This is a genomic window from Niastella caeni, assembly GCF_004834005.1.
Taxonomy (GTDB): domain Bacteria; phylum Bacteroidota; class Bacteroidia; order Chitinophagales; family Chitinophagaceae; genus Niastella; species Niastella caeni.
Genome location: NZ_STFF01000002.1, coordinates 214,522 through 235,190 on the forward strand (window position 1 = coordinate 214,522; position 20,669 = coordinate 235,190).

Below are 20,669 nucleotides of genomic sequence, written 5' to 3' on the forward strand. Positions count from 1 at the left end.
TTATCCGGCCTGAAAGCCGGAGCAATACGCTTGTATTTTGTGCCTTGTTGCCTCGTTGCCTTTATGCCTTGTATCTACATGATCATTTTTTCAATCGGCACTACTAATATTCCCTGGGCGCCGGCAGCTTTAAGCTGTTCAATGATATCCCAGAAAGTATCTTCACTCAATACGCTGTGTACACTGCTCCAGCCTTCTTCGGCCAACGGCAATACGGTCGGGCTTTTCATCCCCGGCAACAGGGCAATGATCTCTTTCACTTTATCATTGGGGGCGTTCAACAAAATGTACTTGTTGTGTTTGGCTTTTTTCACTGCCCTGATACGGAACACCAGTTTCTCAACCAGTTTTTGCTGTTCTGCATTCAGGCTGTTATTGCGGATCAACACGGCTTGCGATTGCAACAACACTTCCACTTCTTTTAACCCGTTCATCAAAAGGGTAGAACCGCTGCTTACGAGGTCGGCCACTACATCGGCCAATCCAATGCCGGGCGCAATTTCTACAGAACCGCTGATCTCATGGATCTCGGCCTGGATATTATTTTTAGCAAGGAATTCATTAACGAGGAAAGGATAACTGGTGGCGATGCGTTTGCCTTGCAAAGATTGTACGCCTTCGTATTGTTGAATACGCGGAATGGCTACAGAGAGGCGGCATTTGCCAAAGCCCAGTTTTTCAACAATGGTAGCTTTCTTATTTTTTTCGTACAACACATTTTCACCAACAATGCCAATATCGGCAACGCCATCTTCAACATATTGCGGAATATCATCGTCGCGCAGGAAGAATACCTCCAGGGGGAAGTTATCCGATTCTGTTTTCAAGCGGTCTTTCACATTGCGCAGGTCGATACCGCATTCTTTTAATAATTGAACGGAATCTTCATACAGGCGACCCGATTTCTGAATTGCAATCCGAAGTTTCATTGGAATGTCGTTGTTTTTTTAAAGCCCGCTGCGGCGGTTATTCCGTATTTACAGGCCATTTTTTAAATGATAAGGGCTTACCTTGCGGTAAGCCCTTGTAAATATCTGGCACTACACAAAGCACCATCGGCCTACCTGCTGGGGTAAGTATGATGATGATGGATGTGTGTGAATATTGTCATAAATGAGCCGCAAAAATACTACTTACCGTCTTTCGGCAAAATTTTTTTTGCAGGGGCGGCCATTATTCACAATCTGTTAATTTATTTTGCGCGCATCCGTTTAATAATGTGTAACTTAGAAGGAAGGGAACCCATTTAAACCTTCCAAAATGCCAAACCGATCGCGCGCCCAACGATTTGTTATTTTGCTTTTGCTGCTTTTTATGGCCTGGTTCATCAGGTGCAAGCCTTCAACTGTAGTAGAAAAGGAATTGGGGCCACCAGCCATAAAACACCGGCATTGAGCCGTAATTTTATTCTATGAAAGAACATCATTATAAAGTGAATATTACCTGGACGGGTAACCGGGGAAACGGCACTGCTTCCTACACTGCATACGATAGAAACCACACTATTTCAACAAACAATAAACCGGTTATTCCGGGTTCTTCCGATCCTTCTTTCCGTGGAGATGCCACCAGGTACAATCCCGAAGAATTGCTGGTAGCTTCCTTATCATCATGCCATATGTTGTGGTTTTTGCATTTATGTTCTGCTGCAGGCATAATTGTGGTGGAATATTTTGATGATGCCGCCGGCACCATGGAAGAAACCGCTGATGGCGGTGGGCATTTTACCGAAGTAACTTTATTTCCTGTTATTACCGTTGCCAGCGAAGAAATGATTGCCAGGGCAGATGCACAGCATGAAAAAGCCAACGAATTATGTTTTATTGCCCGTTCCTGTAATTTCCCGGTTCATCATAAACCTATTTATAAGATTGCCGAACATGTTTGAAAACCGCTAGCTGTATTAAGGCAACGAGGCAACAAGGTAGCGAGGCATAAAGGCAACAAGGAAATAAGGCAACAAGGCATAAAGGCAACGAGGAAAAGGCAGGAGCCTGTATTTGCTTGCAGCTTGTAGCGTGCAGCTTGAAGCTGTATTATGGCAGCGGCCCTTTGTGGTAATTGTAAGAAATGAATCGTAAGATGGTTTTCTTTAAGAACAGCTTGAAGAAGATAAACAACACATGTAAAGAAAATATCGTCCACACCAGGAAATCAAAGATGCGGCTCATCATTTTTTCTGCTCCTGTGTTCATGACCGTATCCCGCGGCAATCCTTTTGTTACAAACAACTCATCGAGGTATACATAGGTGCAAACCAGCAGCAACAACAAAAAGAGTTCCTGCATTAGGAACGGATACAGCATAAACGGTTTGCCGAGCTGTTTCTTAGTCTTGTAATAGAAATAGACGCTTAAAATATTATAAGGGACCAGGCAAAGGAAAGCATTGGTATTATTGAAATAAATAAAATTCAGGATAAGGCAGCTTAGCAAAATGCTTACCTCCATGCCGGGACTATTGGCGAGGTCGGGATTGATAAATACCAGGTATACCGAGTTGAAGAGAAGCATTAAGAATAAAGATCCTATGATGGTATTTTTCGTCGTTTCGGGGCAGTCGTTGGTAAGACAAACTGCTTCAGCTATATTATAGTGATACAGAATGTATTGTCCCAACCAGGCCATTATAAACGAAATAACCACAATCAGGGTAATGGATTTTATCACATTACGGAGGGTCATAAGGATCCATATTACCTTATAAAAATAATAAAATTTATCAGTGTCTCTAATATTGTGAGGCCCTCTTATAGGTTTGTACTATCCGGGCATTCTTCCTGGCTGATAACCAGATTTGTTCATACAAGGATACATCGTAATATGTGGCTTATTTATTGCAGCCGGTAAGCTGTATTTTTCATTTTCTTGTTAACTTTCCCGGTATGGAGCAAACTATTTCAATTACCGTAAGCGGTGTGGTACAGGGCGTTTACTACAGGCAAAGCACCAAAGAAAAAGCGCTGGAACTGGGTGTTTCAGGCATTGTTAAAAATTTGCCGGATGGGGATGTGCAGATTGTTGCCACCGGTACGGCCGATCAACTGGAACAACTGGTGCAATGGTGCAAACAAGGCCCCCCCCATGCGAAAGTAACTGCTGTAAATGTGGAAGAAACAACTAAACAGGTGTTTATGGGGTTTGCTATTCAACGGGGGTAATGAGAAATGAAGAATGAAAAACAGAGAAATGAGAAGTAGAAGACAGAATACGGATTTTTAAATTTGGAAATTTTAAAACTGCCGACTGTGTCCGCCGTAGCCTTGGCGTAGGCGAATTGCCGATTCACCATTGACCATTCACCATTGCCGACTGCCGATTCACGACTCGGTTCACATTTTTCTAACCTCGTTGCCTCTGTGCCTCTATGCCTTGTTGCCTTTTTCCTTAACTTACTGCCTCAATTTTTAAAACCCATCAGATGACTCAACGATTTCTGATTACAGGTGTCCTGCTTTTTTGCGTATATACCTTGCAGGCACAACAACCATTGCGGCAAGGCGATCCCAAACTAACCGAAGTATGGGAGCCCGAACCAAAAGTGATCACGCCCGGAAAAACAAGTGCCGATCCTTCCTCTGATGCCATCATATTATTTGGTGGCCAAAATGCAGATGCATGGGCCGCTAAGGATAATGGAGCAGTTAAATGGAAAGTAGAGAATGGCATATTAACTGTTACGCCCCGTACCGGTGAAATTCATACCAAACAAGGTTTTGGCGATTGCCAGTTGCATATTGAATGGCGAACGCCGGCCGAAGTAAAAGGTGATGGGCAGGGTAGAGGAAACAGCGGTATTTTCTTTATGGGGCGTTATGAACTACAGGTATTGGATTCATATAAGAACAGGACCTATAGCAATGGACAAGCCGGTAGTATTTATAAACAATTGCCACCCCTGGTGAATGTCAGCCGCGGTCCTGGTGAATGGCAGACCTATGACGTTGTCTTTATCGCTCCGCGTTTTAATGAAGATGGAACTGTTAAGTCGCCTGCACGTATAACCGTTTTGCATAACGGTGTATTGGTACAGAATAATGCCACCCTGTGGGGCAGTACCCAATACATTGGTATTGCTACGTATGAAAAGCATGGAGATAAAGAACCGCTGGTGTTACAGGATCATGACAACCCTACCAGTTTCAGGAATATCTGGATAAGACCACTTTAATGTTTATGGTTTATTGTTTTTGGTTTATGGTTGTAATATTCGGGTAGCGCGAGAAAGACAAGCTTCTCGCATAAAAGAACAATAAACTATAAACCATAAACTATAAACTGCCTTTCAGCAGTTCATCCACCGTGGCGTAAAACTCTTTCTTATACGCTTCATAATGAGCCCCCGCGCCAGGGCCATAAAAGCCGGTGTGGATCTTTTTTAGTTTCCCATCACGACCAATGAACAGAGTGGTGGGAAACATTTTTATCCGCGTTATTTGAGGTAACGTTTTTTCTGTACGCAGGGTATCTGCAACCCGCACACCCGTAATGAGCATGGGGTATGTAATATTGAAATGCTGTTGAAACTTGCGCAGGCTTTTTTTCGACCGTTGAAAATCGGTGCTATACTCATACGCCAATGCAATCATTTCAACGCCGCGTTGTTTATTAGCTTTGTAATACTCACTTAAAAAAGCAGTCTCGTCCATACAATTCGGGCACCAGGAACCCATTACCTGAATGATGACTACTTTATTGCGAAAACGATCATCGTTAATAGATACCAGGTTACTGTCGAGGTCGGGAAAGCGGAAATTCAATCTTTCTTCCCCCGGTTTAATGTATGCTGCTGCCAGGGTATCGGGAATGCTTGCTTTTTCATCTTTTTGGGCAGTCCAGTTTTCCTTGTATGTAGCGCCGGAAAAAAACAACCCATCGGTAATAATGGAATCATTGTGAATGGTGCCTCTGAAATAATATGCATGGCTGCCATCGAAAGTACTTAGTTGCAACGTATCGTTGTTAACAGCGCCTTCCAGGTACCGATAATCGCCTGTTGGTGTTAATACCGTACCTGTTAATGCGGTGCCGTTTTGTTTGAACTCTACCACAGCCTGCATGGGTGTGTTGCTATTATCAATAAAAGTAGCGCCCCAACGGCCTGTGACCTTACGCCTGGTACTTTTCGCCTGCGGATATCGTTGTGATTGATTATAGGTGAAAACAACAGGTAAGATCTGGATAGAAGTGGAGGTACCTTTGATCCATACGCCGCGTAAGGAGTTATTGTTAACGGCCTGTAACCTGAATTCTGATTCAAACAACGGCATTTGCACTATAATGGAATCCTGCTTTTGCTCAATAGCGGTTACTTCAATTTTTTCTGTTGCATTGCGTATAAACCAAACCGGCTTTCCTTTTTTGTATTGTACTGAAACATTAAAATCAATTGTGTGACCGTCCATACGCATGATGGAAGCACGCCACCACCCGGTGGGTAACTGCGGATTGGCGAAGGCAGTAATAAAAAGGCAGGTCAATAAAACAAAAATCCAGGTAATTTTTTTCATACTACTAATCAAAACAAATTTAACTACTGCAAGTTTAGTGCATTAGTACCGTACAAAGAATTGAGGCTGCTTCATTTTCGTGAAACAGCCCCGGTGACAACACATAGCACTAATGCTCAAAGAAAAATAGTGAATTATTTTGCACCTTTTTAACAAAAGGATCTGAAATGTCTGCTGGTTACAGCCTTATCAGGTTGTAAATGAGTCGTTGAATATAAGCTACTATTCCTTTAATACCAAATAAACTTTACAACTAGTACGCATACACGTACATACGCGCAAGAGTTTTATTTGTTACGAAGGTTTTCCAGCATATCCTTTGTCATTTTCGTCAGATCATATTCCTGCTTCCAGCCCCAGTCATTACGGGCTACAGAATCATCAATGCTTTGCGGCCAGCTATCGGCGATAGTTTGCCGGTAGTCGGGTTCGTAACTGACGCTGAATTCAGGAATGTAATTTTTTATAGCAGCCGAAATTTCTTTTGGTGAGAAACTCATACCCGATATGTTATACGATGTGCGGACAGAGATCTTTGAAGCCGGCGATTCCATGAGTTCAATGGTTGCCTTAATGGCATCGGGCATGTACATCATGGGCAGGTAGGTATCCTCTTTTAAAAAGCAGGTGTATTTTTTTTCTTCCAACGCTTCATGGAATATCTCGATTGCGTAATCGGTAGTGCCGCCACCTGGCGCCGATTTATATGAGATCAAACCAGGGTAACGGAGGCTGCGCACATCAACCTGGTAACGCTGGTGATAATAATTGCACCAGAACTCACCGGCGTACTTACTGATGCCATAAACTGTAATGGGCTCAATGATGGTTTGTTGGGGGCAATTCTGCTTGGGTGAAGTAGGGCCAAACACGGCAATGCTGCTGGGCCAGTATACTTTGTATATTTTTTCTTCCCGGGCAATATCAAGTACGTTCAGCAACCCCTGCATGTTCAAATGCCAGGCGAGGTTGGGATTTTTTTCACCGGTTGCCGAAAGAATGGCGGCAAGTAGGTAGATCTGGGTAATGTTCTGCCTGATCACCTGTACGTGCAGCATTTCCTTATTCATTACATCCAGACTAACATAAGGACCGGTGCCTTTCAGCAACTCGTTCTCTTCCCGTAAGTCGGACGCAACGACATTATTATTGCCATAGATCTTACGCAGGGCCAGTGTTAATTCTACACCAATTTGGCCCGAAGCACCAATTACAAGTATTTTTTCCCTAATCATGAATAAACGGTAGTTAGTTTTTGTAATAGTCGCAAAAGAAGGAAAAAAAGGGCAAATACCAATGTGCAAATGTGCAAATTGGAAAATGGGCAAATATCAATGCGCAAATGTGCAAATTGGCCAAAGTGCAAATGAAGAAGAAATCTTAAAATGCGATACCACCCAGGAAGAGGTTGGTGGTTGAATAGTTTGATTATTAGATAGTTGCCCGGTATGAACAAGCTCGAACCCCGGTATCTCATTTGCTGATTTTCGATTTGCTAACTTGCTAATTAACCCTACTTTCGGTTCCCCATTTGTTAATTTTCGCATTTGCTAATTTGCTAATTACCCCGACCTTTGCCGCATGAAAAAAATGCTTACTGATCTTTTTGCCGGACAGCAATACGATTCAACAAACTTCTTTTTGATTGCTGGTCCCTGTGTAGTGGAAAGTGAAGAATTGCTGATGGAAGTAGGAGATAAAGTATCCACTATTTGCCGTAACCTGGGCATACCTTATATATTTAAGGCGTCTTACCGTAAAGCCAATCGAACCAGTGCATCTTCGTTTACCGGCCTGGGCGATGAAACCGGTTTACAATTGTTACAAAAAACCGGCGCAGCTTTCAAAGTACCGGTTACTACTGATATTCACGGCCACGATGAAGCAGCCGTAGCTGCCCAGTTTGCTGATATTTTACAGATACCCGCTTTCCTGTGCAGGCAAACCGATCTGCTTATTGCTGCTGCGGAAACCGGTAAAATTGTGAATGTAAAAAAAGGTCAGTTTGTAAGCGGTCCTTCAATGAAGTTTGCCGTAGAAAAGATTGTCAGGGCCGGAAATGAGAATGTGATATTGACCGAGCGGGGTAACACTTTTGGTTACCAGGACCTGGTAGTGGATTATCGCAACATTCCCTGGATGAAAGAACATGGCGTGCCGGTTGTAATGGATTGCACGCACAGTTTGCAACAACCCAATCAAACAACGGGTGTTACCGGCGGTAATCCGCAACTGATTGGCACCATTGCCAGCGCGGCTATTGCCTCAGGCGCCGATGGATTGTTCATTGAAACACATCCCAACCCGGCTGTAGCAAAAAGCGATGGCGCAAATATGCTTCGGTTAGATCTGCTGGAAGGATTGTTGCAGAAGTTAGTGAAGATCCGTAAGGCGGTGGTGTAGGCAGTGGTGAGTAGCTAGTGGCTAGTGGGGGAAAGGCTAGTGGTAAGAAGCTAGTGGCTAGTGGGACTTGATTTTCGAAATTCATAATTAAGTTGAGCCTCGCGTTTACGCAATAGAAATGCCCTTATAGTGAAGATTAAATTCTCGCTATAAGGGCATTTTATTTAAAATTCGTGAGGTGAGAGGTTAGTAGTGAGGTTTGCTTTAAAGCCCTACTCGCTACTCACCACTTACTACTCGCTATTTTGTCAAACGTACTGTATCAACTACGGTAACATTACCGGTTGTTACAATTATGCCGGTTTTAACCTGCGATTTATACGCGGTATCTGTAGGCCAGTAGCGCATGGTGTAAGTAGCGGCCGGTACACCTTTAATGATGTAAGCTCCATTCTGATCAGTGAAAGTGCTCATGGTATCAGTACCATTGATCGCATACACACCGGTAAGAACAGTGCCTGGTGTTACAGCGCCTTTGATACTGCCGCCAACAGCATTTAATACTGTGCGGATAACGGGTTTCAGAATGAATTTGCCATTACCGGTTTGCACAACTGATCTGCCGGCATCGAAATCAAGCACCATCGTATACAGGATGCCGCCATTAACAGTCTGCTGAACATTCAGCTTTAAACCGCTTTGTTGAGCGCTGGGTGTTTCAAGTGGGATGGTAACACCATTTGCAACGATGGAGTTGTTTGAACCCAGTACCAGGCGGATCTGGTGCAGTTTGCCGGAAGGAATATCGGCATTCACCAGTAAGGTGTCTTTGTCGTTTACCAGGTCGAGCAAGTTGTAAATACCTGCATGAACCCCCGGTAATGATTGCCAGCCTTTGTCATCATTGCCGGTTACATTGATCTGTACGTCTTTCAGGTCAATGTAAACTGCATCGAAAGCTGCAGGGTCATCCGTCAAACGGACCTCCAGTTTTGCTTTTTCATTGGAATCTTTCTCTGAACAGGAAATAAGGGTAGTAGAGGTAAACAGTAAAAACACGAAAAGGGACGAAAGAAAATTGGACTTCATAGCGTGTTATGATTTAATATATCCGCTAAAGAGCCAAAAGCATACCATACATAAAATTATAATATGAAAAAAGCTCCCATGGGGAGCTGCAATACATTGTTTTTCAAAAGCATTGCTATGCTAAAAAATATTTATAAACATTTTTCAACATCTAATATTGGATTAAAAAACGGGGAGGTGAGTAATTTATATGGTGATAGATATACGTAAAACCGTACCGGAAATTTACTATCCTTTATCTAATATAGTCATTACAATAGCCGCAAAAAGTATACTGATTATTTCTATAGTGAATTTAACATTTTATAAACACATTACACAAAACGCGGAAAAAAATGTAAAACATACACTTTAATCAGATAGCTTCCTGGGTGAAAGTAACTGACTCGGCAAAATGCCAAACTCTTTCTTGAAGGCGATGGTGAAGTTGCTAAGGTTTGAGTAGCCCAGTTCCATGGCTACTTCTTTTACCGAATATTTGCCGGTTAATAATTTATCCTGGGCGGCATGCATTCGTGCTTTCTGAAAATATTCATAAATGGGAAAGCTGTACATGGTTTTGAAATCTTTTTTCAGCTTCGATTCACTCACTGCGGCAATTTTGGCCAGTTGTTGTATAGATGGAGGTGTTTGCAAAACATTTCTTGTTAACAAACGCTCAATATGCATAACCCGGGCAATGTCTTCATGGGTAAGCGGTAACCGGTAAGCAGGATTGCTCATTTTTTCAAACAGGCTCGAAAAGAACCGTTCTATCAATAACATCATGCGATTTTGGAGAACGGTTATTCGCAACGGGTTGCTTTCTTCTACATGGCAAATGGTTTTCATCCAGCGACGATACCGTGCATCCAACGGCACTATGTTAATGCTTTCTGCTTTCAGTGATATGTAGGATGAAAGTACCTCTTCAACCCGCTCCGCATCAAAATACTGTGTGAGCCATTGTTTGCTGAATACTATGTTCACGCCTTTGTAGGTACAGCCTTCGGTTCCCTCGTACGACCAGTTGTACAATGAACTGGTAAGGTATGCCAATGCTTTATTCGGGTTTTTCTCCCGTACTTTTTCTTCGCCAATGGCAATGGTCAATAAATGGGGAATGGTCAACTCATCAAAACGCAGGGTATAGTATTCTTCTGCAGATTTCTTTATATGTATATGCCAGTCCTGGTGCATGGTGCAATCGATGATATAGGCATGCAATCCGTTAGGCACATGAATATGACGAAAGCTGCCCGCTCCGATAGCTTCGGGAAATAACAATTGATCGTTGTGCACCGGTACCTTCAATGCAGAAGACATTTCATGCACCAATTGTTCATAATTGGTATCTGTATAATCAAATTCAAACACAGAGCCTTGTTTAAAACACGCTCTTCAATCAGGTAATGCGCTCCCAAAACCAGTATTGGTTCCGGTAACAGATCCGGGGATCAAAGGTTTTTATTGATATTTCAGGGGGTTACGGCGAAGTGACAAAATGTACCGTTTAATATTCATCCAAAACGCCAGAATGAAATAAATAATAAGCGGAGAACCCATGGTAAGAAAGGATACGTAAATAAACCAGGTGCGAATACGGGATGTAGCAATGCCCAATCGCTCGCCAATAGCGGAACATACGCCAAAAGCCTGCCATTCTATAAAATGTCTGAACCGGTTCATGCCTCTAAATTAAAACATTCAACAAAAATCTGCAAGCATTCAATTTCGCCCTACCCATTTTTAGGTAACTTTGGCACAGCTTTTTTATACGTTGATCACTCCTTAAACGAAAAATCATGGTTTTTGATCTGGACTTAATTAAAAAGGTTTATGCAGCAATGCCTGAAAAAGTTGTCGAGGCGCGTAAACTGGTTGGCCGTCCACTGACATTAGCAGAAAAAATATTATATACCCACTTGTTCGTTCCGGCAGAAAAAGCATACGGTCGCGGCGTTGACTACGTAGATTTTACTCCCGACCGCGTTGCGATGCAGGACGCTACAGCGCAAATGGCATTATTGCAGTTTATGACCTGCGGACGTGCAAAAGTAGCCGTTCCTTCAACCGTGCATTGTGATCACCTGATTCAGGCCAAGTCCGGTGCTCTGGAAGACCTGAAAACCGCGAATGAAGTAAATAAAGAAGTATACGAATTCCTGGCCTCCATTTCCAATAAATATGGTATCGGTTTCTGGAAACCCGGCGCTGGTATCATTCACCAGGTTGTGCTCGAAAATTACGCTTTCCCCGGTGGTATGATGATCGGTACCGACTCCCATACACCCAATGCCGGTGGTTTAGGCATGATTGCCATTGGAGTAGGGGGTGCTGATGCCGTTGACGTAATGGCCGGTTTACCCTGGGAACTGAAAATGCCCAAATTGATCGGGGTGAAATTAACCGGTAAAATGAGCGGCTGGACTGCTGCTAAAGACGTAATTCTGAAAGTGGCCGGTATTTTAACCGTAAAAGGTGGTACCGGTGCAATTGTAGAATATTTTGGCGAAGGCGCCGATAGCTTAAGCGCTACCGGTAAAGCTACCATCTGTAACATGGGGGCGGAAATTGGAGCTACCTGCTCGCTGTTCGCTTACGATGAGAAAATGGCTGGTTACCTGAGCGCTACCGGACGTGAAGAAGTTGCTTACCTGGCTACTCAAATCAAAGAACATCTTCGGCCTGATGAAGAAGTATATGCTGATCCTGTCAAATACTACGATCAGTTAATTGAAATAAACCTCGATGAACTGGAGCCTTATGTAAACGGTCCGTTTACGCCCGACCTGGCATGGCCTATTTCTAAATTCGCTGAAGCCGTTAAATCGAACGAATGGCCAGCGAAACTGGAAGTAGCCCTCATCGGTTCCTGCACCAACTCTTCATACGAAGATATCAGCCGTTCTGCTTCACTGGCAAAACAGGCCATTGATAAAAAATTAAAAGCCAAAGCAGAATTCACTATCACACCGGGTTCAGAAGTGGTTCGTTATACCATTGAAAAAGATGGCTTCCTCGATACGTTCTACCAAATCGGTGGCGTGGTGCTGGCAAATGCCTGCGGACCTTGCATTGGTCAATGGGCACGCCACATCGATGATCCTAAACGCAAGAACTCGATCATCACTTCATTCAACCGCAACTTTGCGAAACGTAATGACGGATTGGCTTCTACCCACGCGTTTGTGGCATCTCCTGAGATCGTAACAGCGTTCGCTATTGCGGGTGATTTAACCTTCAACCCGTTAAAAGATAAATTGAAGAATGAAGACGGTAAAGAAGTAATGTTGGATGAACCTACCGGTATGGAATTACCTCCTAAAGGTTTTTCTGTAGAAGATGCCGGTTACCAGGCGCCTGCAGCAGATGGCAGCGGCGTACAGGTAAAAGTTGCTCCTGATTCACAACGTTTACAATTACTGGAACCATTTCCTGCATGGGAAGGAACCGACATTAAAGGTTTGAAATTGCTCATAAAAGCAAAAGGTAAATGTACTACTGACCATATCTCAATGGCGGGTCCCTGGTTAAAATTCCGTGGCCACCTCGATAATATCAGTAACAACATGCTTATCGGCGCCGTAAACTTCTTTAACGAAGAAACTGATAAAGTAAAGAACCAACTGACCGGCGAATACGGTGCTGTACCTGCCGTACAACGGGCATACAAAGCCAAAGGAATTGGTTCAGTGGTTGTTGGTGATGAAAACTATGGTGAAGGATCGAGCCGTGAGCACGCAGCCATGGAGCCTCGTCACTTAGGCGTTCGCGCTATTGTGGTAAGAAGCTTTGCCCGAATTCACGAAACCAACCTGAAAAAACAGGGTATGCTGGCATTGACCTTTGCCAACAAAGAAGATTATGATAAAGTACAGGAAGACGATAGCATTGATATTGTTGGACTGGGATCATTTGAGCCTGGTAAACCATTGACTATGGTGTTAAACCATAAAGATGGCAGCAAAGATCAAATAACGCTTAACCACACCTACAATAAACAACAGATCGAGTGGTTCAAAGCAGGTGGCGCACTGAACGTTATCCGTTCACAGTTTGCGAAAAGCTAACAGCTTCTAAGCTATATACTTAAAAGGGATAGAAGAGAGGTAACGTTCTCTTTTATCCCTTTTTCTTTTATGCCCTGCCCAATTCTGCGTTCATGTTATATATCCCTCATTTTAGTAGTTTTTGCAACAACCATGTATCAACATGCCGGGTAAAGGTTATGGAAAACTAACTTTACAGCGTAAGAGTTAACGACTAATGTTCTGATTACCTGCCTGCCTCCGATATCCAATCTTATACGGAACCACGATTTTTACAGTGTGCTTTAATAGCCATTAATCAACAATCCAATGAAAGATCAGTTTGTAGTATACCTGATTGCCCTGGGCTGCTTTTGTATGTCATCTACCCAATCTGTAGGGCAGGTGAAAGCTGCTTTTTCGGCTAATACGGTGGAAGGATGTTCTCCCCTGGTAGTACAATTCCAGGATGCGTCAACCGGTAACCCTGCCAGTTGGCGTTGGGACCTTGGTAATGGCACCATTTCCTTATTCCAAAACCCTTCAACCGTTTATTTTGCACCGGGCACCTATGCGGTAAAGCTGGTGGTAAAGAATGCAGGTGGCGCCGATTCCGTTGTCAGGCAACAATACATTACTGTAAACGATAATCCCGAAGTTAATTTCTCCGCATCTGATTCCATTGGCTGCTTTCCATTTCCCGTAACGTTCACTGATAAAAGTTCGGTTAGCAACAGTGTTATCAATAGCTGGCAATGGGATTTTGGCGACGGTAATACTTCAACCGCACAACATCCCTCCCATACATATACCGGTACAGGAAATTATACGGTAACATTAAAGGCTACCACCGATAAAGGATGCAGCAAAGGTTTTAGTAAATCGCAGTATATACAAATAACTTCCGGCGCACTGGCCAATTTTGATTATACGCCTGTACAAAACAGTTGTAATGCACCACTCGATATTGACTTTAATAACAAGTCTGTAGAATCTGGTACAGTTTCTTACTTATGGAATTTTGGCGATGGACAAACATCTACTGATAAAAGTCCCCGGCACAGGTATGTAGCCAATGGCGCATTCACGGTTACGCTTATTGCCATAACCAGTTCAGGGTGCCGCGATACGCTGCGTAAAACGAATTTAATAGTATTGGGAAATACCCTTACCCAGTTTACAATACCTGGCAGCGTTTGTGCCGGGCAATCATTTTTTCCCATCAACACTTCTACTCCCGTACCAGGTTCAGTACGTTGGGATTTTGGTGATGGCAGTCAGTCAACAGCAGCCAGCCCGCAAAAAAGCTATGCCACTGCCGCAACGTATACTATTAAACTGGTAAATCATTTTGCTGCCTGTCCTGATTCAGTGAGCAAAACCATTACAGTACTACCCAGGCCATCGGCTTCTTTTACAACCGACCGTACCTATTCCTGCAGCGTTCCTGCGGCTATTCAGTTTACCAATACAACTATAGGCGTTGTTGGCTACCATTGGGATTTTGGCGATGGCAACACCAGCACCGACGCCAATCCAAAGCATGTTTATAGTGCTTTTGGAAACTATACCGTTAAACTGATTGTAACGGGCAGCAATGGTTGTACAGATACAATTATTAAACAGGACCTTATACGTGTAAACCGCCCGCAGGTACAGATCAATAACCTGCCGCTGAAAGGTTGCCTGCCCTTTACAGTTCCTTTTTCAGCCAGAATTACCGTACAGGATAATGTAGTAACCTATCGTTGGGATTTTGGCGATGGTACCGGTTCAACGCAGGCTGCACCTACAAAAACATATACTACCGAAGGAAGCTATACTGTTAAGCTGGTGATCACTACCGCCGGCGGTTGTACCGATTCAATGGTAATACCGTATGGCGTTGAAGCGGCGCCGCCGCCCGTTGCTGAATTTACGGCTAACCCACGTGAAGTATGCCGTAGTCAGGCTATTCAGTTTACCAATCAAAGTGCGCCTGCCGGTGAACAATGGGTTTGGATTTTTGGTGATGGCGGCTTGTCTGGCCGGGAGAACCCGGTTTATCAATATAGTGATACCGGATACTTCAGCGTGACCCTGATTGCCACAAATAAAGGTTGCTCCGATACTATAACCAAAAACAATTTTGTTAAGATCAATCCACCGGTTGCCCGTTTTACCCCAATGATGACCTGTGCTGATAAATACGCGCGAACTTTCGTTGACAATTCTATCGCCGCGCAAAGCTGGCTATGGGATTTTGGCGATGGCACCACCAGCATCAGCCAGTCACCTTCGCACCGGTATGCGGCAAGGGGATCATACCGGGTACGGCTCATTGTTACCAACGGTGGTTGTGTAGACAGCATGATGCGGTACATTATCATTGCCGATGAGCATCCTGATTTCGACGCAGATAAGAAAGATGTGTGTAAAGAAGAGGAAATAGCTTTTACTATACAAAAGTATGACCCGGCCTATATCAGCAGCATACTATGGTATTTCGGGGATGACTCCCTCAGTGTTGTTCCCGGTAATGTTACCCATAGCTACAAACGATCTGGCTGGTACGATGTTACGCTCGTATACACCGATGTTAATGGTTGCATTGGCTCAACCTTAAAGCGGCAATACATTCGGGTAAATGGTCCGGCTGCGGCTTTTGAAGCGGTTCAACAAAAGATATGTATTGATAAGTTGGCAACATTCAGGGATCTGTCTGTTGCCGATGGTATGCATCCTATTGTTAAATGGGTGTGGGTATATGGCGATGGAAAAGAAGACACTTTAACTGCTCCGCCCTTTACACACCAATACGATAATGGCGGGTCCTATACGGTTTCCCTACGGGTTACAGACAGCAGAGGTTGCACCGACAATTACTCGCGTGCGGCTGCTATCAGTATTTCAAACCCCAGGGCAGCGTTTTCCACTGTAGATACCAGTTCCTGCCCCGGTAAACCGGTTAATTTCTCCAACGGTTCTACCGGAGAAAACCTGCAGTACAAATGGGAATTTGGTGATGGTAATACGGCTACACAAGTGGCGCCGGTACACCATTATCAATACGATGGTTTGTATACTGTAAACCTGTTCATCAGTGATCCCATTGGTTGCCGCGATACGGTTAAACGCACTGATTATATTAAGATAGTTACGCCGGTAGCCGGGTTCACTATGTCAGATTCCATTGGAAGCTGCCCGCCCCTGCAGGTGAAATTTACCAGTGAAGCCAAAAATTATGTAACCATTCGCTGGGAATTTGGCGATGGTTCTACTTCTACCCTTGAACATCCGGAACACTATTATAATATCCCCGGCGAATTTACAGTTACCCAAACGGTAATAGCGCCGGGTGGTTGTATAGCCACGATGTCAAGAAAGGTAATTGTAAAAGGCCCGAAGGGCGACTTTACCTATACACCCACAACAGGTTGTGTGCCGCTTACGGTGCAGTTCAACGGCGTAGGGAATGACATTAAATCATACATCTGGGATTATAATGATGGTAATACTACCGCTTCAACAGTTAACTCTGTACAGTATACCTACAATGCTGCCGGACGTTTCATTCCCCGCATGATCCTGATTGATAGCAATGGCTGCCAGGTGCCGGTTATTGGAAAAGATACCATCAATGCCATTGGGGTGGTAGCCAGGGCAACCATGGATACATACAGGATCTGTAACAGCGGTTATATTCAGTTCACCGACAAATCGGTTGCTAACGATTATATTACCGCGCATCTGTGGGATTTTGGAGATGGTACATACAGTATGCAGCCTAATCCACGGCATCATTTTTCTACGGCGCCCGCTAATTATACCGTTTTGCATATGGTAACTACGGCCAATGGCTGTAAAGATGTGCTTCGGATGATTGACACGATAAAAGTATTTGCAACGCCTAAAGTGGCGATAACCGGCGATAAAGAAGCGTGTGAGCCCGGCCAACTAAATTTCAATGCCGTAGTAACGGGCGATGATGCAGGTTTGAAAAAACATTGGGAGTTTGGTAATGGACAAACGGCTGAAACAACCACTTCGGTTTCCCATACCTACAACGCACCCGGTAATTACCAGGTGCAGTTACAAACTGTTTACCAGGATTATTGTTTCGATACAGCACGCCATAGTGTAACCATCTGGCCTTTACCGAACACCTTTGCCGGAAAAGATACATTTGTATGCCGCGGCACACCCATGCAGTTAAAACCTTCCGGTGCCCTTCAATATACCTGGGCCTCAACACCCGATATTTCCTGTACGAATTGCACGGCGCCGTTGATAAACCCTGCAAACAATACAACTTATATCGTAACAGGTGTATCTGCAAAGGGATGCGTAAAAAGCGACACCATAAACGTTCGGGTACGCCAGCCGTTTACCATGCAGGTGCAACCGGGCGATACCATTTGCGCGGGAGAACAGATCAGGTTATCGGCTTCCGGTGCAGATCAATATCAATGGAGCCCTGCTACCGGCCTCGATAATAACAGGGCAGCTTCACCTAAAGCATCGCCGGCGAAGACAACCATTTACACCGTTGTAGGCAACGATAATGACCATTGCTTTACCGATACCGGTGTGGTGAACGTAGTAGTTTATCCTATTCCGCAAATATTCGCAGGCAATGATACTACCGTGAATACGGGCAATACCATTCATCTAAAACCAACCTATTCTCAGGATGTTTCTTCTTTCAACTGGACACCTGCAAACGGGTTAAGTTGTACGAATTGTCCTTCGCCAAAGGCACAGGTAAAAGGAAGCGTTACTTACCGCGTTACGGCATCAAACCAGGGCGGTTGTACAGCTTCTGATGATATCACCATCACTTCTATTTGTAACGGCGATAATTACTTTATACCAAATACTTTCTCACCCAATGGCGACGGCGTTAACGATGTATTCATGGTGCGTGGAAAGGGCGTATACAATGTTCATTCACTGCGCATCTTTAACCGGTGGGGGCATTTGGTATTTGAGAAAAGGAATTTTATGGCAAATGATCCTGCGGCGGGTTGGGATGGAAAGATCAATGGCAGGTTAGCCGATATGGATGTTTATGTATATATCGTAGATATAATCTGTGATAATTCGAATATAATTCCCTATAAAGGGAATGTGGCGCTGATCCGTTAGTTAGTTTTGGTTACCGTTTTACGAGTTAACCAGTTGACAGAGTTTATAAGTGTTTTATTCAGGAAATTACCAGTATCAATACCTAAACCTATACCATGAAAAAGCTATGTAGAAAAATTGTAACCGGCTTTGCGTTGGTGGCATCGGTTTCAGCACAGGCACAGGACCTTCACTTCTCGCAATTTTTTGAAGCGCCGTTATTGCGCAATCCTTCGCTGGCAGGCATCTTTACCGGTGATATCAGGGTGCAGGGCGTGTACCGCGATCAATGGAACAGCTTTACCAATGCGTATCGCACCGGGTCGTTGAATGCAGAATATAAAATGCCGGTAGGGGGCAACAATGATTTTATAACGGCTGGGATGCAAATGTTGTATGATAAGGCGGGAACCGTTGGGTTGACCACTACGCAATTGATGCCCGCATTGAATTATCATAAATCGTTAAGTGATGATAAAGTGGCCTTTTTATCACTGGGCTTCATGGGTGGTTTAATACGCAAGAGCCTTGATATGACTAAAATGACCACCAACAATCAATACAATGGCGGTTGGAATTCCACTGCACCAACAGGTGAAACATTTGCTATGCCTAATTTCAATGCCTGGGATGCTTCGGTAGGGATGAGTTACAACACGGCTTTTGGCGCTAATGGCGCAAATAGCCTGTTCGTTGGCCTTGCCTACCATCATTTAAATAAACCCAAAAATTCATTTTATCGCGACGCTACGTTGCAACTCAACCCGAAATATGTTTTTTCAACAGGTGTGAAATGGTTGATCGACGACTTTTCTTATTTCACGTTACAGGCCGATCATTCGCAACAGGGAACCGTAAAGGAAACCATAGCCGGTGGATTATATTCATACAATACCAGCAGTTTTGTTGATGATGCTGCCTGTGTATTGCATTTCGGCGCTTTTTTGCGTTGGAAAGATGCCTTTATCCCGGTTGTGAAAGTTGATATGAGGTCATTATCTGTTGCCCTGAGCTATGATGTGAATGTGTCTCAACTGAAAACCGCCAGTCAGGGCAGAGGCGGGTTTGAACTTTCATTGTCATATGTGGGATTTTTTGATAGGGATAATGCTGCTCGTGATGCCGTATTGTGCCCGAGATTTTAAGGCGTGAAACGGCAAACGTGAAATCGTAAAACCTGAAACCTGTAACCGGTAGCAACTCCCCTTTAGGGGTTAGGGGTATCATTCCCGTAAGATGATTTATACAAGTGGTGATCATTGAATGTGTGTTCTGCTGTACATTACATTTTTCGCATTTGCAGCACTATTAATATAAAACACACATCGAATGACCCGCATACTGTTAACATCACTGTTCCTGCTTGCCATATGTGCTAACGGTTTTTCACAATCAGAACTCCCGCCTAAACCAAAAGAGGCGCCCAAAAAGCAACCGCAGGGGCTGGCAGTGATTGCTTATTATGCCGGCCAGGCAGCGCAGGTTGACAGTTTTGCGGCTGAAAAGCTAACCCATATCATATTTAGCTTCTGTCATTTAAACGGAAATCAACTGAAAGTTGATAATGCCAAAGATACCTTCACCATTCAGCGGCTGGTGGCATTGAAAAAAAGAAATCCCCGGCTAAAAGTATTATTGTCCCTGGGCGGTTGGGGTGGCTGTGAAACCTGTTCCGATGTATTTTCTACAGAAAAAGGACGGGCGGAATTTTCGCAATCGGTAAAAGGCCTGCTGGATTATTTCAAGGCAGATGGTATTGACCTCGATTGGGAATACCCTGCAATCTCCGGTTATCCCGGCCACCGGTTTGTGCCGGAAGATAAACCCAATTTCACCAAACTGGTTACACAATTGCGTGCGGCCATTGGTTGGAAAAACGAGATCAGCTTTGCCGCCGGCGGTTTTACCAAATTCCTGGAAGAATCTATTGAATGGAAAAAAGTAATGCCCCTGCTCGACCGGGTTAATTTAATGACCTACGACCTGGTGCATGGTTATAGTACGGTTACCGGTCATCATACCCCTATATATTCTACTCCTGATCAAATAGAGTCTGCAGACAATGCCATCCGTTTCCTGGATTCAATAGGGATTCCGCGTCGGAAAATGGTGATCGGCGCCGCTTTCTATGCGCGCATCTTTGAAAATGTAGATAGCGTAAATAACGGTCTGTATCAACCTGGTAAATTCAAACGGGGAGTTCCGTTCAAAGCATATCCCCGGGTGCTTTCTGCTGATAGTGGTTTTGTTTATCACTGGGACCCCATAGCCCGTGCGCCCTGGTTGTATAATGCCAAACAAAAATTGTTTGTGACGTTTGACGATACTACCTCTATGCGGTTGAAGACAGCGTATGCTATTGAAAAAAAGCTCAATGGTATTATGTTCTGGCAATTGGGGGAAGATACTTACAGTGGAGGGTTGTTAGATGTTATAGATAAGGAAAAAAAGGCAACGAGGCAATGAGAAAGGCACAAAGGCATTGAGGCAACAAGGCATAAAGTAAAACGAATATGTATTTGCTTGCAGCTTGCAGCGTGAAGCTTGCAGCGGTATTTTGTATTTGCTTGCAGCTTACAGCTTACAGCCTGAAAGGTAGAACGCAGGAGAAA

Annotated in this window: 15 protein-coding genes; 8 read left to right on the forward strand and 7 right to left on the reverse strand. The window is 44.0% G+C overall.

The genetic code is table 11. The annotated features are described in order from the left end of the window. Positions 1 to 74: 74 nt before the first annotated feature. A complete protein-coding gene (gene hisG / locus FAM09_RS08730) occupies positions 75 to 929 on the reverse strand; it encodes an ATP phosphoribosyltransferase (RefSeq protein WP_136576721.1) in 855 nt (284 codons plus the stop codon). A 482-nt stretch (positions 930 to 1,411) separates the two neighbouring features. Here hisG and FAM09_RS08735 point away from each other — a divergent pair, with 482 nt between their 5' ends. Further along, positions 1,412 to 1,888 (forward strand): OsmC family protein, encoded by a 477-nt coding sequence (locus tag FAM09_RS08735; RefSeq protein WP_136576722.1) that lies wholly within the window; start codon positions 1,412 to 1,414, stop codon positions 1,886 to 1,888. A gap of 148 nt (positions 1,889 to 2,036) precedes the next feature. On the opposite strand, the gene FAM09_RS08740 is transcribed toward FAM09_RS08735, so the two are convergent. Next, a complete protein-coding gene (locus FAM09_RS08740) occupies positions 2,037 to 2,684 on the reverse strand; it encodes a hypothetical protein (RefSeq protein WP_136576723.1) in 648 nt (215 codons plus the stop codon). Positions 2,685 to 2,884: 200 nt separating this feature from the next. Here FAM09_RS08740 and FAM09_RS08745 point away from each other — a divergent pair, with 200 nt between their 5' ends. Next, entirely contained in the window at positions 2,885 to 3,160 is a 276-nt protein-coding gene (locus FAM09_RS08745; protein ID WP_136576724.1) for an acylphosphatase, read from the forward strand. A 260-nt stretch (positions 3,161 to 3,420) separates the two neighbouring features. Continuing rightward, entirely contained in the window at positions 3,421 to 4,170 is a 750-nt protein-coding gene (locus FAM09_RS08750) for a 3-keto-disaccharide hydrolase (protein ID WP_136576725.1), read from the forward strand. A 100-nt stretch (positions 4,171 to 4,270) separates the two neighbouring features. Here the strand turns inward: FAM09_RS08750 and FAM09_RS08755 are convergent, their stop codons facing one another. Both FAM09_RS08755 and FAM09_RS08760 read right to left on the reverse strand, forming a co-directional pair. Continuing rightward, entirely contained in the window at positions 4,271 to 5,509 is a 1,239-nt protein-coding gene (locus FAM09_RS08755; RefSeq protein WP_136576726.1) for a peroxiredoxin family protein, read from the reverse strand. A gap of 287 nt (positions 5,510 to 5,796) precedes the next feature. Beyond that, complete coding sequence (locus FAM09_RS08760) at positions 5,797 to 6,744, reverse strand: NAD-dependent epimerase/dehydratase family protein (protein ID WP_136576727.1); 948 nt, start codon at positions 6,742 to 6,744, stop codon at positions 5,797 to 5,799. Between the two features lie 346 nt (positions 6,745 to 7,090). On the opposite strand from FAM09_RS08760, the gene kdsA reads away from it, so the two are divergent. Next, positions 7,091 to 7,912, forward strand: coding sequence for a 3-deoxy-8-phosphooctulonate synthase (kdsA, locus tag FAM09_RS08765; protein ID WP_208025516.1), 822 nt, complete (start codon positions 7,091 to 7,093; stop codon positions 7,910 to 7,912). Positions 7,913 to 8,152: 240 nt separating this feature from the next. On the opposite strand, the gene FAM09_RS08770 is transcribed toward kdsA, so the two are convergent. The 3 genes from FAM09_RS08770 to FAM09_RS08780 all read right to left on the reverse strand — a co-directional run bounded on the left by FAM09_RS08770 (position 8,153) and on the right by FAM09_RS08780 (position 10,609). After that, positions 8,153 to 8,941: a DUF4382 domain-containing protein gene (locus tag FAM09_RS08770; RefSeq protein ID WP_136576728.1), complete on the reverse strand. Its 789-nt coding sequence runs from the start codon at positions 8,939 to 8,941 to the stop codon at positions 8,153 to 8,155. A gap of 351 nt (positions 8,942 to 9,292) precedes the next feature. After that, positions 9,293 to 10,297 (reverse strand): helix-turn-helix domain-containing protein, encoded by a 1,005-nt coding sequence (locus FAM09_RS08775; protein ID WP_136576729.1) that lies wholly within the window; start codon positions 10,295 to 10,297, stop codon positions 9,293 to 9,295. Positions 10,298 to 10,387: 90 nt separating this feature from the next. Further along, positions 10,388 to 10,609: a PspC domain-containing protein gene (locus tag FAM09_RS08780; RefSeq protein ID WP_136576730.1), complete on the reverse strand. Its 222-nt coding sequence runs from the start codon at positions 10,607 to 10,609 to the stop codon at positions 10,388 to 10,390. 158 nt (positions 10,610 to 10,767) lie between these two features. Here FAM09_RS08780 and FAM09_RS08785 point away from each other — a divergent pair, with 158 nt between their 5' ends. The 4 genes from FAM09_RS08785 to FAM09_RS08800 all read left to right on the forward strand — a co-directional run bounded on the left by FAM09_RS08785 (position 10,768) and on the right by FAM09_RS08800 (position 20,523). Next, positions 10,768 to 12,993 (forward strand): aconitate hydratase, encoded by a 2,226-nt coding sequence (locus FAM09_RS08785; protein ID WP_262711649.1) that lies wholly within the window; start codon positions 10,768 to 10,770, stop codon positions 12,991 to 12,993. Between the two features lie 288 nt (positions 12,994 to 13,281). Further along, the gene (locus tag FAM09_RS08790) at positions 13,282 to 18,078 is read left to right on the forward strand and encodes a PKD domain-containing protein (RefSeq protein WP_136576732.1); all 4,797 of its coding nucleotides are present in this window, start codon (positions 13,282 to 13,284) and stop codon (positions 18,076 to 18,078) included. Positions 18,079 to 18,173: 95 nt separating this feature from the next. Further along, positions 18,174 to 19,202, forward strand: coding sequence for a PorP/SprF family type IX secretion system membrane protein (locus FAM09_RS08795; protein ID WP_136576733.1), 1,029 nt, complete (start codon positions 18,174 to 18,176; stop codon positions 19,200 to 19,202). Between the two features lie 184 nt (positions 19,203 to 19,386). Next, positions 19,387 to 20,523, forward strand: a complete 1,137-nt coding sequence (locus FAM09_RS08800; protein ID WP_136576734.1) for a glycoside hydrolase family 18 protein — start codon at positions 19,387 to 19,389, stop codon at positions 20,521 to 20,523. Positions 20,524 to 20,669 lie beyond the last annotated feature (146 nt).